At 62.0% G+C, this 14121-nt stretch carries 13 protein-coding genes; 11 read left to right on the forward strand and 2 right to left on the reverse strand.

Going from position 1 to position 14121, the window contains the following annotated elements; translation table 11 throughout:
- Positions 1-4: 4 nt before the first annotated feature.
- Positions 5-2104 (reverse strand): molybdopterin-containing oxidoreductase family protein, encoded by a 2100-nt coding sequence (locus AC5Y5E_RS16870; RefSeq protein WP_083169501.1) that lies wholly within the window; start codon positions 2102-2104, stop codon positions 5-7.
- 568 nt (positions 2105-2672) lie between these two features.
- On the opposite strand from AC5Y5E_RS16870, the gene AC5Y5E_RS16875 reads away from it, so the two are divergent.
- The 11 genes from AC5Y5E_RS16875 to AC5Y5E_RS16925 all read left to right on the forward strand — a co-directional run bounded on the left by AC5Y5E_RS16875 (position 2673) and on the right by AC5Y5E_RS16925 (position 13021).
- Positions 2673-3821 carry an ABC transporter substrate-binding protein gene (locus tag AC5Y5E_RS16875; RefSeq protein ID WP_158086191.1) on the forward strand — a complete coding sequence of 383 codons (1149 nt, stop codon included), beginning with the start codon at positions 2673-2675 and terminating at the stop codon, positions 3819-3821.
- Positions 3822-3879: 58 nt separating this feature from the next.
- Positions 3880-4689 (forward strand): hypothetical protein, encoded by an 810-nt coding sequence (locus AC5Y5E_RS16880; protein ID WP_426626899.1) that lies wholly within the window; start codon positions 3880-3882, stop codon positions 4687-4689.
- Between the two features lie 97 nt (positions 4690-4786).
- Positions 4787-5302 (forward strand): cytochrome c oxidase subunit 3, encoded by a 516-nt coding sequence (locus AC5Y5E_RS16885; RefSeq protein ID WP_499904017.1) that lies wholly within the window; start codon positions 4787-4789, stop codon positions 5300-5302.
- 3 nt (positions 5303-5305) lie between these two features.
- Positions 5306-5590, forward strand: a complete 285-nt coding sequence (locus AC5Y5E_RS16890) for a cytochrome C oxidase subunit IV family protein (protein ID WP_083169493.1) — start codon at positions 5306-5308, stop codon at positions 5588-5590.
- Positions 5591-5618: 28 nt separating this feature from the next.
- Positions 5619-6476 (forward strand): enoyl-CoA hydratase/isomerase family protein, encoded by an 858-nt coding sequence (locus AC5Y5E_RS16895; RefSeq protein WP_426626901.1) that lies wholly within the window; start codon positions 5619-5621, stop codon positions 6474-6476.
- Between the two features lie 185 nt (positions 6477-6661).
- Positions 6662-7012, forward strand: coding sequence for a DUF4286 family protein (locus tag AC5Y5E_RS16900; protein WP_083169489.1), 351 nt, complete (start codon positions 6662-6664; stop codon positions 7010-7012).
- Positions 7013-7414: 402 nt separating this feature from the next.
- Positions 7415-8218: a CbbQ/NirQ/NorQ/GpvN family protein gene (locus AC5Y5E_RS16905; protein WP_083169487.1), complete on the forward strand. Its 804-nt coding sequence runs from the start codon at positions 7415-7417 to the stop codon at positions 8216-8218.
- A gap of 51 nt (positions 8219-8269) precedes the next feature.
- Positions 8270-8872, forward strand: a complete 603-nt coding sequence (locus AC5Y5E_RS16910) for a TetR/AcrR family transcriptional regulator (protein WP_426626902.1) — start codon at positions 8270-8272, stop codon at positions 8870-8872.
- Between the two features lie 148 nt (positions 8873-9020).
- On the forward strand, positions 9021-10796 hold the full coding sequence (locus AC5Y5E_RS16915) for a nitric oxide reductase activation protein NorD (protein ID WP_426626903.1): 1776 nt from the start codon (positions 9021-9023) through the stop codon (positions 10794-10796).
- Complete coding sequence (locus AC5Y5E_RS16920) at positions 10793-11869, forward strand: spirocyclase AveC family protein (RefSeq protein WP_426626904.1); 1077 nt, start codon at positions 10793-10795, stop codon at positions 11867-11869. Before AC5Y5E_RS16915 ends, AC5Y5E_RS16920 begins: the two co-directional genes overlap by 4 nt.
- Complete coding sequence (locus AC5Y5E_RS16925) at positions 11870-13021, forward strand: LLM class flavin-dependent oxidoreductase (RefSeq protein ID WP_426626905.1); 1152 nt, start codon at positions 11870-11872, stop codon at positions 13019-13021.
- Between the two features lie 139 nt (positions 13022-13160).
- On the opposite strand, the gene AC5Y5E_RS16930 is transcribed toward AC5Y5E_RS16925, so the two are convergent.
- A complete protein-coding gene (locus AC5Y5E_RS16930; RefSeq protein ID WP_426626962.1) occupies positions 13161-13898 on the reverse strand; it encodes an enoyl-CoA hydratase/isomerase family protein in 738 nt (245 codons plus the stop codon).
- Positions 13899-14121 lie beyond the last annotated feature (223 nt).

Below are 14121 nucleotides of genomic sequence, written 5' to 3' on the forward strand. Positions count from 1 at the left end.
GTCGTCAAACCTTGGCTACCCTGACTTCGACGATGCCGAAGGCGGGAGTCCCCGAAAGCGGGTCGACGTCCGCATCTGCTACCAAAGCGTTGCGATTGACGCCGTAGGCGGCTGGCGGCTCGGCACCGTGCGGGTCGAAAACCCGCGACCCCCAGCCGTGGCCGAGGATCACCACCCCTTGACGCGGTGCGGAACTCACTTCGGCAGTGCACTCCAACGTTGCGGTGCGGGAGGACACCCTCACGACATCGCCGCTTGAAATCCCGAGTGGTGCAGCATCATCGGTGTTGAGGTAGACAGTGTTGGCCGACTGCCGCTTCAGTGCGGTCGGGGTGTCGTTCAGCCACGAGTTCATCGCCGACTTCCAGCGTTGATTGGATAGCAGCAGCGGCCAGTCCGGTGACGGTGACGCTGGTGCGGCGTCTAGGACCGCGCGTACCCGCTGGAGGAACGGTTCTGGAGCCAGATGCACGGCTCCGTCAGACGTGGCGACGGCCTCGGCGAGCCGACCGTATTCCTTGTCGCCGTAAACCACTCCGTGTGGGCTGCCCTCGACATCGGACCACGAGAGCTTGCCGCCGTCGTCGACGAGCTTCTTCCACATCGCCCGTGGTGTCATTGAGGCCGTCGCCGGGCCGAACATCGGCAGCTCCAGGGCCAACGCCAGGTCGCGGAAGAACATCCACTCCTCGCGAGCATCGTCAGGGGGTTGCACGACTGCCTGGGCGAGCTGAGCGAACGGTTGGTCCTCGAACGAGGAGTAGATCGGCAGAAAGTCATCCCGCTCGAGGAAGTGCGCGGCCGGTAGCAACCAGTCGGCGTGAGCGTGGCTTTCCCGCTGAACTAAGTCGATAGCCACCAGCAGATCCAGTTGAGCGAGTGCACCTTCGAGGCGGTTGCCGTGTGGCCCGCTGATCACTGGATTGCCGCTGTTGCAGATCAACGCTTTGATCTGTCCATCGCCTGGTGTGAGGATCTCATCCGCGAGTTCGGCAAGCGAGCGGGCACCCGCCACGGCGGGTAGGGAGCGCACTCTGCTCGGCTTAGGTGGGCTCGTGCCGAAGGAGTCCTTGATCGATGTGTAGCCCGGCTCGAACCGCCGTCCGCCCACGGTGTCGAGGCGACCGGTGATGGCGTTGAGTACGTGACTGAGCCACTCGGCCAGCACACCTTCGCCGTTGTGTGCTACGCCAGTGTGGGCGACACACATCGCCGTACGTGCTGAGGCGAAACCGCGCGCAGTGGATTCGATGACGTCGGCGGGAACTCGGCAACGCATGGCGAGGTCGGTGAGATCTACTTCGCGGGCGAGGCGATCGAGTTCGCCGAGGCCAGTCACCGCGGGTTGGTCAGGGAAGCGCGCCAGTCTGTTGCGGACGATGACGGCAAGCATGGCTAGCAGCAATGCCCAATCTTGGCCCGGCCACACCGAGATATGCCGACTGGCCTGTTCGGCGCTTTGTGTGCGATTGGGATCCACGATCACGACCGTTGCTCCGTCGGCCTGCCGCGTCAGCACTCGTCGCCATCCGTTCGGCACGTTGTGAATCCAGCCGAACGTGGAAACGGCTGGGTTCATGCCAACCAGAAGGAAGTAGTCGCACTCGTCGACGTCTGGAACGAGAGGTATGAGCCACCGGCCGTACATCTCGTAGCACACCCGTTCGAGGTTGTTCTGATCGACCGACGACACGGAGAACATGTTGTTGGTACCCAGCGCACGGACGAAGCTGGCGAACCATGCAACATTGGCGCCGTTGAAACCGACGGGATTTCCCAGGTACGCGGCGATCGAGTCGGGGCCGAACCGATCGCGAATCGCGTTCAGCCGCCTAGCGATATCCTCGGTTGCCTCGGCCCAGCTGGCGCGGCGATAGCCGCCGTCGACCCGGCGCATGGGCCACTTCAGGCGGCGGGGGTGATACACCACCTCCGCCGCGGAACGGCCCTTGGAGCAGAAGTCCTGCCACGAATAGGGATTCGCCTTGTCCGGTCCGATGCGAGTGATTCGCCCGCCCTGCACCTGCACATCGATCCCGCAGCGGGATTCGCAGATCCGGCAGAAGGTCGACCTGACGATGGTTGTCTCGGATTCGGTGGCCATATCAGCCACGCGCCGAACGAAGCTTGGCGATCACGGGCGGCAGCGCCGCCGCGCCGATTCCAGATCCGCCGCCTGTGACGATCACTCGTTCGCCGCTCATCGGGCGGGCGCATTGCTGAACGCTCGATCGCGTCACACGCTCTACTCCTCCGTGGCCGATCGCTGGGATGCATCTGCGTCGACTTTAGGCGATCGCTGACCACCTGGCTACCAAAATCAGTGCAACAATCTGACTCTATGGGCCTTAGCGAGGACGACGGGCCTCACACAATTCATTCTGGTCGCTCAGCTCGAGCGCCGTCTCGATGCGAGGCGGAACAGCGGGTACACGACCCGGTGGGCACCAGCTCGAACTCTGCCGACGTGTGTGTCCAGCTTCGGAGGTGTCGCTCTCGGCGCGCAGCCGGCACGGTACTCGACAAGCAAGCCGATTCCATCATTCTATTTGGCGCATCGATCGCCGCAGCGTGTTACATCGACTGGAGGGATGACCGACAGCACATACTTGACAAGTGCGTCGATAATTCCTACGGTCAACTGACACCGCCCGTGAACGATGGAGTGGCACGTGGTCAACTATCCAGACGGAATCTCGCGCAGCTTGCCGAAGGTGAACTCGGGCACCCGAGAACCGCACCGCGTGGCGATCATCCAGGACTGGGGAGTCGGCCTGCAGCCGCTCTACGATCAATACGACGCCACCCAACTCGCCTTCGACGAGGCGCATCAGAGCGGGTTACTCGACCGCCCGGTGGAGCTGAAGGTCGTCGAGGTGGAGGGGTTGCCCTACGCGCGGGCGACGACGATCTTGGACGCGGTCGAGCGATCGGTGCGGGAGTTCGCACCGATCGCCATCATCGGCCCCCATACGTCGGAGAATGTGCCTGTCATCAATCCCTACGTGGAAGAGGTCGGGATCCCGTTCATCGCGATGTGCGGCGGCCTGGAACTCGCAGGTCCGTGGACGTTCTTGACTCCGAACGGGACCTTCTGTGACGAGGCGGTTCTGATGGTGGACCACGCGGTCGACGTGGCCGGTGCGCGCAAGCTCGGTGTCATCCGCGAGGACAACCTTCTCGGCGACGAATACACGACGTATATGAAGAAGCGCGCTCACGAGCGGGACGCATCATTTGTGGCAGACGTGCGCGTCGGGTCGTTCATCGACGCCGACACCGCCGCGGCCGCAGTGACTATGATGCGTGACTCCGGTGTCGAGGCCTACATGTACGTGGGGTTCGGTGCCAATGCGTTCTCGGTGCTCGGCGCTTCTCAGAAGCTTGCGGCCGAAGGCTACGCCGCTGCACGCATCACGATGTCGATCTTCATGGGCACCATTGACGGACTTTCTCAGTACACCGGGCTGATCGACAACTTCGAAGGTTGGGTCGGCGTCGATCAGTTCGACGAACGGAACACCACATTCACGTCCATGCTTGACCGTTTCGAGAAGCGGTTTGGGCGACGGCCGGTGCACTGCTACACCGCGCAGGGATACGACATGGGCAACGTGGTGGCCCATGGATTGGCAACGGCGAAGCCGCATTCGCGCGACGGCTTGCGCCGAAGCTTGGAGAAAATACGGAGGTTGGACGCCGCCGTCGGCGGCCCTGGCAACCATATCTCCTTCGGTCACTACGACCATCGCGGTTATAAGGGCGACTACATCACCATGCGCACGGTCGTAGGTGGAATAAATGTGCTCGCCGCGGATTGACGGACCCTTTTCTTGCTCGAAGTCCCGCAACACTCCCAACGATGCAGAGGAGCTGGAGATGACCCTGACGCTGCGGGTAGATCCGGACAGTTATGACCGGCGATTGGAACGGCTTGGCGCTTGGTCGGGTATCGCCTGGGTGATCATCTGCGGCGGAGGCTTCGGCGCTTCGGGTTTGTTGCCTGTTTGGTCGCCCTCGACGAAGCCCAGCGAATTGGCGGCGCACCTATCGGACATCAAATATCAGATCTTGATCGGTATGCTTCTGGTCCTCGTCGGTGGCCTGACGTTCTTACTCACATGGTCGCTGACGCTGGCCTATCAAATTCGCAAATACGCGAATTCATCACCGCTGGCCGCCGGAGTTCTCATCCTGGTGGGCTTTTTAGGTGCGGTGATCGCCATGCTGTGCGCCGTCTTCGGATCGGCGATGGCCTTTCGGGTCGGCACACTTGCGCCGGACACCACCCAGTTGCTCTTCGATCTCATGTGGTTCTTGTTCCTGATTCCCTGGCCGCCATTCATGTTGTGGCAGTTGCTCACCGGGTTCGCCATTCTCAGTGACACGAACAAGCAGACGATGTTCCCGCGCTGGACCGGCTACTTCTCGCTGTGGGCGTCCGCACTGGAAATGTTCTCCGCGCTATCGGTCTTCTTCTACCGGGGTCCTTTCAGCTACAACGGCTTGGTGACGTTCTGGGTGCCCGGGGCGTCCTTCTTCGTCTGGGTTCTCGTGCTGGCCATCGTGCAGGTTCGGCGGCTTGCGCGTGCACGGGAGGCGCTCGCCAGCGAATCGTCCACCGACCCGCTGCGGAGCAATGACGTCGAAGTCGAATCGACTCGCATCCCGTCGCCAGCGGGGATCTGACATGACTGCGACGCCTTCTCGGGTCAGGCGCGACGGTCGTATGGGACTGCGACGTATTCCGGGGGAGCCGGGAATATGGGTCTTTGCAATCTTGGACATGCTGATCTTCGCCGAGATGTTTGGCATTTACGGCTGGTATCGGGCTGATCACTACGAAGTCTTCCAAAATGCGCAGAGCAAGGTGATCCCTGCGTTCGGGCTGGCCTATACCGTGATCCTGCTGACCAGTTCGTGGCTGGTGGTGTTGGCGATCGGTGCGGCGCGCAAGGGCGAGATCGAGTTGGCCGACAAATTGGCCGGGGGCGGTCTGGCATTGGGTGTGTCTTTCGCCGTTCTGAAGCTGATCGAGTACGGAATCAAGCTGTCGCAGGACATCACTCCTGTCACCAACGACTTCTTCATGTTCTTCTTCGTCATGACAGTCGTGCACCTGTTACATGCTTCGGTGGGCATCGGTGTGCTCGCCTACATGCGCCTGAGGATTCGCAGGCTGACCCCAGGCGCCCCTTCGGGCTCCAAGAGCTTCGGGGTTATCGAGACCTGTGGGATCTACTGGCACATGGTGGATCTCCTGTGGATCGTCCTGTTCGCGCTGTTCTACCTGAGAGGCTGAGTCATGAAGGAACTGGTGCGCCAGCGGGCAACCGTCTCGTTCGCTATGCTGCTCGTCGCCACCCTGGTGGCCTTCTGGCTGACGGTCGGCCATGGCGGCACGGTGCTAAGCGAGGGGCAAGCACTGATCTGGACAGAGGTCATCGTGCTCGCGTTCGTCAAGGTGCGGTGGGTGCTCCTCGATTTTATGGAGTTGAGGTCTGCGCCAATCGGTTTGAGGCTGCTATATGAATCGTGGGGGGTCGGGGTGGCGGCGGTGCTGATCGCCTTCGCGTGGTTGGTGGCCTGAGCCGGGACTGCTGGCGTGCCATGAAACGATGAGCCATCGCATATCGCCAACAGTCGGAATGCCGTTGGCACTCAACGCCTCCGAGGCCGCTTCCACCGATGACGGGGTTGACGTCGATGTCCCCAGCGACGGCGTCCTGCGAATATCCTTGAACCGTCCGCGCCGGCTCAATGCGTTGGACGATGCCGCGATCGAAAGTATCCACGCCGCCCTCGATCTCCTCACGTCTGACTGCGCTCATCGGGTCGTACTCATTCGGTCACATGGACGTACATTTTGCTCGGGCTTCGACATGAACGATTACGATGGCGATCCCGAAAGCCGCGGCGGGGCAGCAGCTCTGGTCGATCAGATGAACCGGCTCGCCGACATACCGTTGAGGTTGCGTGCATGCCGCGCCGTTGTTGTCGCAGCGGTTCGCGGGCCCGCCGTCGGCGGAGGATTTGCATTGGCGTTGGGCGCAGACATCGTATTTGCCGGAGAATCCGCAGTATTCAGCCTCCCGCAGACCCGCCTAGGCGTGCTCGCGGCTGAGATGGGCATTAGCTTTCTCTTGCCTCGAGTCGTCGGTATGAACCGCGCCGCCGATCTGATGTTGCGTGGACACAGCCTGGATGCCGCGGGCGCACTGGCCGCGGGCCTGGCAGCAGAGGTATGGCCCGACGAGGACGTGGACGACGCGGCATTACGCGCCGCCATCGAGCTGTGTCACCACAGTGCCGACGCGTTGGCGACGACCAAGCAATTCCTGCTTGCCGGCCTTGAGAGCGGCAACCTGACGACGACGGTTCGACGTGAAACAGATGCCCAGGTCCTTTCGAACTACCGACCCGAGTTGAGGGCCTCGATAGCGCGCCGGAGGGCCGAACAATCCACGCCGCGATGAGTTGTCGCTATAAGCGTGTCGACGCGCTGCTCGCCGCACCGGCGGGAGGGGCACGGCCACCTCCATGACCTTGGCATCGGCAGGCTTGGCCCCTTCACGGGTTGGCCAGTGAATTGATTGGCGCTGCAGCGTGATAGCTCTAGGCAGGCGTACCGCCACATTTGCTGTTCGAGAAAGGATAGTCGATGTCGAAGACGCTGATGTTAGTTTTCAGCAACGCCGTGGAGGGTCAGGATGAAGCGTTCAACGAGTGGTACGACACTCGGCACCTTGCCGATGTGGTGGATTGTCCCGGCGTGGTGGCCGCCCAGCGTTATGACATGACCGAGTTCGACCCGCCCGCCGGCGAAAACCTGCCGACTCTGCCGCCTCCTGCGCATCGTTATCTCGCCGTGTACGAACTCGATGCCGAACCCAACGATGTGATGGCGGCGTTCATGACCCGCATGGCGCAAGGCAAGATGCCGCTGAGCGAAGCTCTCGACCTGACGACGATCTCCATGACCATTTGGCGTCCGCGCCGTCGAGATGGATAGCACTGAAGATCGCGATGAGGAGCGGCAGGCGTGAATGACATCGAAAAACTATTAGCCATCGAGGAAATCAAGAATTGCCGGCGTCGATCACTGGCGGGTCGCATCGTGCACACTTCGCCGTGAGGCGGCTGGGCCCGAGCTGATTCAGGTTTCGCAGGTTGGGGAGACCGGTCACGCGCGCGATCGACGTGCACAGCGGGCTCAACGCGCTGATCAACCCGGCGCGTAGCAGGAGATTCCCACGACTTCGGACACTTCCGGAGCCGCTACAGAAGCGCTAATCTGTAGTGTCACGCAGGCCCTCGACCGCCCTCGGTTCAGTTCGCATTCCGGTCAACTGGCGAGGCGACTTTTGGCTCTGGCGTGTCACGGAATCGACTTCGGAAGGATCATCTGATCACCATGAGTGTGGAGACCATGACGGCTGCCCCGTTTTACGTGCCGTCCGGCAACGAGATCGAAATGTTCGAGGCCGCTCACCGTCAATCGCTGCCGGTCATGCTCAAAGGCCCGACGGGCGTCGGCAAGACACGGTTCGTCGAAGCAATGGCTTACCGACTCGGGCGCGAATTGATCACGGTGTCCTGCCACGAGGACCTGACCTCGTCAGACCTTATTGGACGCTTCCTCCTCGAGGGTGACCGCACTGTATGGACCGACGGCCCACTCACGCGTGCGGTGCGAGATGGGGCGATCTGCTATTTGGACGAAATCGTCGAGGCTCGGCAGGACACGACGGTTGTCCTGCATTCCCTCACTGATCATCGGCGCATACTGCCGATCGACCGCTTGAATGTCATACTCCAGGCGCCGCCCGAGTTCCAGCTGGTGGTGTCCTACAACCCGGGATATCAGAGTCTGTTGAAGGATCTCAAAGACTCGACTCGACAACGGATGGTGGGCATCGAGCTGGGCTTTCCGTCCGAGGAGGTCGAGCTGGAAGTGCTGCGGCACGAGACGGGCATCCCGCATGCGGCGGCACGCCGGCTGGTGCGGATGGCGGCCGCCATCCGGCGGGTCGAGGCATCGGGCCTACGCGAAGTGGCTTCCACGCGGACGCTGGTCACTGCCGGTCGGCTGATGGCAGCAGGCGTCGATGCGCGATCGGCCGCGTGGGGAGCTCTCGGTGCTCCCATGACCGATGACCCGCAGATATCTGAAGGGCTCCGCGTCCTGATTGACAGCTATATCGACGCGGCGGAGTAACACATGACCAGCTGGCCCGGTCCGTGATCGGGGATGTGATGGGATGGCCAGATGTCCGCTGATACCCGAACCGCCAGCTCAGGCATCGTGATGTCGACGCGAGATCGCATCATCGTCGCGGCCGGCGACTGCGTTGACCGTCTCGGACTGGAACGCTGCACGGTTGCCGCGATCGCGCAATCCGCCGGAGTCCATCGCGTGACGGTTTATCGTCACTTCGCGGACCGGGAAGCGATCATCGTCGAGTTGTTGGACCAGAGGTCTGCCCCGTTGTTGCAGCGGGCCAAAGCGAAACTTGTTGGCTTGGAGCCATTTCCCGACAAACTCGTCGACGCCATCTCTAGCGCTGTCTACGACGCGCGCATAACGCCCGGGCTAAAACAAGTGATGGGCTTCTGGATAGAGGGCGGGTCATTTCGCTCCGCAGGGATGTCGGAACGCTTGAAGCAGCGAGCGATCGACGTCACCTCCCGATATCTACTGGAAGCCCAACAGCGCGGCTACGTCCGGGCAGTCCTATCGGTAGAAGACATGATCCAGTGGCTGCTGGACGTTAGCCTCATCCTTCTACTGTTCAAGCCTGACTACGATCTGGACGAGATCCGCCACTACGTACGGACTTTTGCGCTACCCGGCATACAAGCCCCAGCGTGACCTGGCCGGCGCCACGGCGCCGCCTCTCGCCGTGCCGCACAACACCGCCTCGATATCGCAGTTGGGCCAGTCCGGCCGCGAAAATAGCTAGATGATTTTAAGGCTACATATTGCATAATATGTAGCTATCGGCGTATCGTTCGGTTTTGTGCCAGACGGTGATGCGGCTCACGTCGACGGGACAAACGTGGCCCGATTCATAACCGACATCGGCCGGTACTCACTGCTGGCAAGCGCCATCGCCGGGCGCAGGCTGGCGCTCAGAGCGGCCGCCGCCGGCACCCTGCCCTACACCGACGCTCAAAGCATATTCATCCCTACGGACTGTCCCCTGTCCGAAGTCGTCAATGTGGTTGTGTTGCATGCCAGCATCCTGGGAGCCGGAACCTGTCATCCCGACGTGGTCCGTCGGCTCAGAGGAAAGCCTCGTCCCACTCGGCGCTACTTCGCACTCGAAGCACGCCGCGCGACCAAGGAATTGGCCTGGCTGCTTCCCTGCATGTCGAAACCGGGTGCCGGTGTTGAGCAGACATTGAGTTGTTCTGCAGTCGAGTCGCTGGAAATCGCCTTGAGTCGACGAACCGTCGCGGAACTGCCGACATCGCTGGGCGAATTACGCCCCAAGGCGTTGTTGCGTCAGTTAGAGAAACAGACGCCGTTGGGCGCGCCGAACACGCTTAGATCCGGTGCACCCAACTTCCAGGAGAGCGACGCCGACGACGATGAAGACGCGGAGCGATCGCGTTTCCTGGAGCTGATGTCTTCCCCGCTGGGGGGTAACGGCCGGTTGGCACGGCTGTTCGCAGCCCTGTCGGGTGCCTCACGGAAATCCGCGACGGCCGGCGGTGGCGCCAATGACGACTCTCCGACGAAGAGTGTCTACGGTCGTCGCTGGGGCGGAGGCGGAATTCGGGTACCCATGCGCCTCCCCAACGCATCATCCACCACAGGGGAGGTGTCCGATGGTGGCACCCGTTACCCCGAATGGGATGTCAACCGCCGCCGCTATCGCGAAAACTATTGCGTGGTACGTGAGCTCGATCCGGTGGGCGAAATTGATCGGGTTGTCGGCGCGGCGCAACTGCGCTATCCCTTGGGGCGTTCCAACTTGGACTTGCGACGCTGCCGCCATGAAAGTGAGGGCGAAGAATTCGACCTCGATGCAGTGGTCACGGCGCGCGCCGATGCGCGAGCGGGACAGACTCCCGACGACCGCCTGTTCACTTCCATTCGCAGAGTCGGCCGCGACTTGGGTGTGCTGATCTTAATCGATGCGTCGGGTTCGACCGGCGAGAGATCGGCGAACGGACGAACCGCATGCGAGGCCCAGGTGCACGCCGCGGCGCGGATCGCCCGCACGCTGGAGTTGCGCGGCGACCGGGTGGCGATCTACGGATTCAACTCACGAGGCAGGGCCAGCGTCTACCTCTATCCCATCAAACTCTTTGAGAAGCCACTTGATTCACGCTGGCGGACGAACATTGCGCGTCTATCGCCTGCGGGGTTCACGCGCATGGGGGCAGCGATCAGACATGCGTCATCGATCCTCGTGAAGCACTCGGGTACCTCTCGAAAGCTTCTGGTGGTGCTCTCCGACGGGTTTCCCTATGACGACGGCTACGAGGCGATCTATGCGATGGGCGACACGCGACGCGCGCTTGACGAGGCACGCAGGAGCCGCATCGGGTCGGTTTGCTTGTCGCTTGGCTCGCAGAGCGGCGATTCGGAGCTGCAGAAGGTATTCGGCTCATCCGGCTTCGGTCGCGCCGAAAGTGTCGAGGCTCTCGGGACTGACCTCAACCGATTGTTCAACTACGCGATTGTTACCGCAGAGCGCAGCGCCGATCGGTCCAAGTCCAACAAGTACGCCCGTGCACCGCGACGTCGGGCCACGCTTACCCAGCTACAGGAGGAACAGGTATGAGCATCACGGAATCGCGCGGAAAGACCCAAGCGGCGGCGGCCAATCCGGCGGAGACGAGGCGGATTACACCCGTCAAGGCATGGGCGTTGGTTGGCCTCGCATTCACGGTCCTGCAGCTGTACATATACATCCGATGGTTTGCCTCGCCGCAATTCCATCATCCCCGGACGGGTGCCGACCCGGTACCCGGCATCGTTAAGTTCTGGGCGTGGTTTGTGCAGATCGCCACGCTGATTGCCATCGGGGTGGCAATCGGGTGGGCCGTTCGTCAGGCTCGACGTGAGCGACGCCTGACCTTCGACGGCATGCTGCTGATCGCATGGTTCAGCGTGATGTGGCAGGACCCGGTGCTCAACTACATCCGCCCCACGTTCTTCTACAACAGCTACCTGATCAGCTTTGGATCATGGGTGGAGCAGATTCCGGGCTGGATCAGCCCGCACGGAGGCAACCTGCCATCACCATTGCTGATGTCGGGTTTTGGTTACCTGTCCTGCCTGTTGTACAGCATCGCCGTCTCGACGGCGATGCGCAAGGCGAAGCAGATCCGACCAAGCATGGGAGTGCTCGGTCTGATAACTGTCGCCATGATCGCCGGGTTCTTCATGGATTTGGCCTATGAGGTCTTCATGTGCCGGACATCTCTGTATGCCTACAACGGTGCCGTATACAGCTTGTCGTTGTGGGGCGGCGAGCGGTACCAGTTTCCGCTCTACGAGTCGCTTTTCTGGGGTTTTGTCTGGGCGTCGAGCGGGATCCTGCGCTATTTCCGTGACGACAAAGGGCGTTCGGTCGTCGAACGCGGCGCAGAATCGCTGGCCGTTTCGCAACGGGCCCAGACCGCTATCCGTACGTTCGCGATCGTCGGCTTCCTCAACGTCATCTACCTGATCTTCAACGTCGCGATCAACTTCATGGCATTGCAGATCGACTCGACGCCCAAGGGTTACCCGACCTACCTGAGGAACGACATGTGCGGGGCCGGAACCGAATACGCCTGCCCAGGCCCAGAGGTGCCAATCCCCATGAGCCCCGGCGCGGTCAACCAGCCTGAGCCAGAAACGACCGGTTAGATGGTGCACACCGGCGATCGGGTCGGCGTGGGATGTTACGTCGACCCGATCACCCCTCTCTGGAGTCTGCGCGCGAACATCCGGCTCGCTAAATTGCTCGGTGCGGAAGATATTTGGTTCGGCGATCACGCCAAGTCCATGTTCCCGTCCTCGGCATGGGGACCGCATCTGTCACCTTTCGCGCGGTGGATCCCCAGTCTGGACGCCTTTTTGGATCCAACAGTGGCCATCGCGAAGTATGCCGGGCGCCGCGGTCCGCGGATGGGTACGTCGGTCACTGACGCCGTGAGACGTACGCCTGCCGATCTCGCTCGGGTGTGGATGTCGTTGCACCACCTCACTGGGGGACGGGCGGTGCTCGGCATCGGTGCGGGTGAGGCTGAGAACACCGAGCCCTACGGCCTCGACCTTCAACGAAGCGTGAGTCGACTGGAGGACGTCGTCGCTGCGGTTCGTGCGGCGTGGGAGTCCTCTGCCCCCCTGACGCATGAGGGCCAATTTCATGAATGGCATGACGCAACCTTCGCGCTTCCGCAGTGGCGGCGAAGCTCACCAGACGTGTGGGTGGCCGGCCAGGGACCGAGGACCTGCCGGCTCGCGGGCCGCGAAGGGGATGGCTGGATATTCATTCTCAATCTCGGAATCGACGGTTGGCATGCCGGTGCAAAGCAGATGGCTGAGGGCGCCCGCGCCGCGGGGAAGGATCCAGAGTCCGTCACGCGCAGCGCATATTTCGCACCGTTGCTATGCCGCGGTGAAGCTGCGGCGGTGGAACTGTCCCGGCAACCCATGGTGCGGGCGCTGCTGCTGACGTTACCGGCTTCCGCATGGGCCGCCGTTGGTGTGGACCATCCGCTTGGGGCGGACTACAAGGGCTTTCCAGATTTGGACCCAGCGGTATTGGAGGCCGACAACCTCGCACACCACGGCCGAGTGGTCACACCTGAGCTGCTCAGAAGCCTCATTCCGTGTGGCAGAGCTGAAGATGTGCTGGGTTACCTCCAGCCGCTCATCGACGAGGGTCTCAACCATGTAATCATCTACAGCGCGGCTGCGGCGCTGAAACCTCGCCTGGCAGCGAGCCATTTGTACGAACAGCGTCGTCTCATCCGGATGCTCAAGAACAGCACCCCGGGTCGGTTCAATCCGTAGCGGCGGGACGCCCATACTCGGCGCGATTGTCTCGTCGGTCCTAAGAGGTCAAGGCTTCCTATCTAATCGGGAGTAGGACGTCGAAGGCTCTAATGAAAGCGGTACTGATGCTCGTGCCATCCCTGTGTTCGGTTGTCTGTCAGGCGAATCGCGCGGCACGCTTCGCCGCGAACGCGTCGACGCCTTCGATACCATCCGTGCTTGCGGCGTTCCGCGCTATCAACTGGCCATCGGCCTCCATCTGTTCCTCGAGGCCGCTACCGAACGTAGCGAGCAACAGCTTCTTCACCGACGACTGAGCGCCCGCTGAGCCGCCTGCGATCGTCGCGGCAAGTTCGGTCGCCCGCGCCTCGAGTCGGTCGTCGTCGACCACCTCATTGACCAGATTCCATTGCAGTGCCTCATCTGCGCTCAGCGTTCGGTTCGTCAGCATCAACTCCTGCGTGCGACGCAACCCGATGAGGCGCGGCAAAGTGAAGGACGCGCTTCCATCCGGACTCAACCCCACCCCGGTATAGGCCATGGTGAACGAAGCCGACCGGGCGGCCACGACGAGATCGCCGCTAACCGCGAGTGACATTCCCGCGCCGGCGGCGACACCGTTGACAGCGGTGATGACGATCGCGTCCATCCGGGCGAACGTCGACATCGCGCGGTGCAGTGCGTCCGCGACCCTCTTGATGTGCGGTCCCGGATCGGGCGCTGTCGAGAAGTCCGCGAGATCGCCTCCCGCGCAGAAGAATCGGCCGGTACCTGTCAGCAGAACAGCCTTGACGCCGGCGAAGGCGCAGCGAGCCGCGACATCCGCCAGTTCCTCGGTCATGGTGAGGTTCATGGTGTTCGCCGCCGCCGGGCGATTTAGCGCGATCTGCGCGATGGGTCCGCATGTGCTATTCCTGGCTCTGTCTCGCCGGGGACGAGAGCCCCGCCAAGCTCCTGGATGTCTGCAAAACCTACGTCATGCCCGCACTGGTGGCTCATCAAGTCCCTTAGCCGGTCAATTACGTACACACGCGTGCCGCAGTACGACGTTGCCCGGCCTGCGAAAGCTCACGCAAGAGAATGGCGTTGAGCAAGCAGCTTCCAACGCAGCCACCGGC

Source organism: Mycobacterium sp. NGS54, from assembly GCF_059812465.1.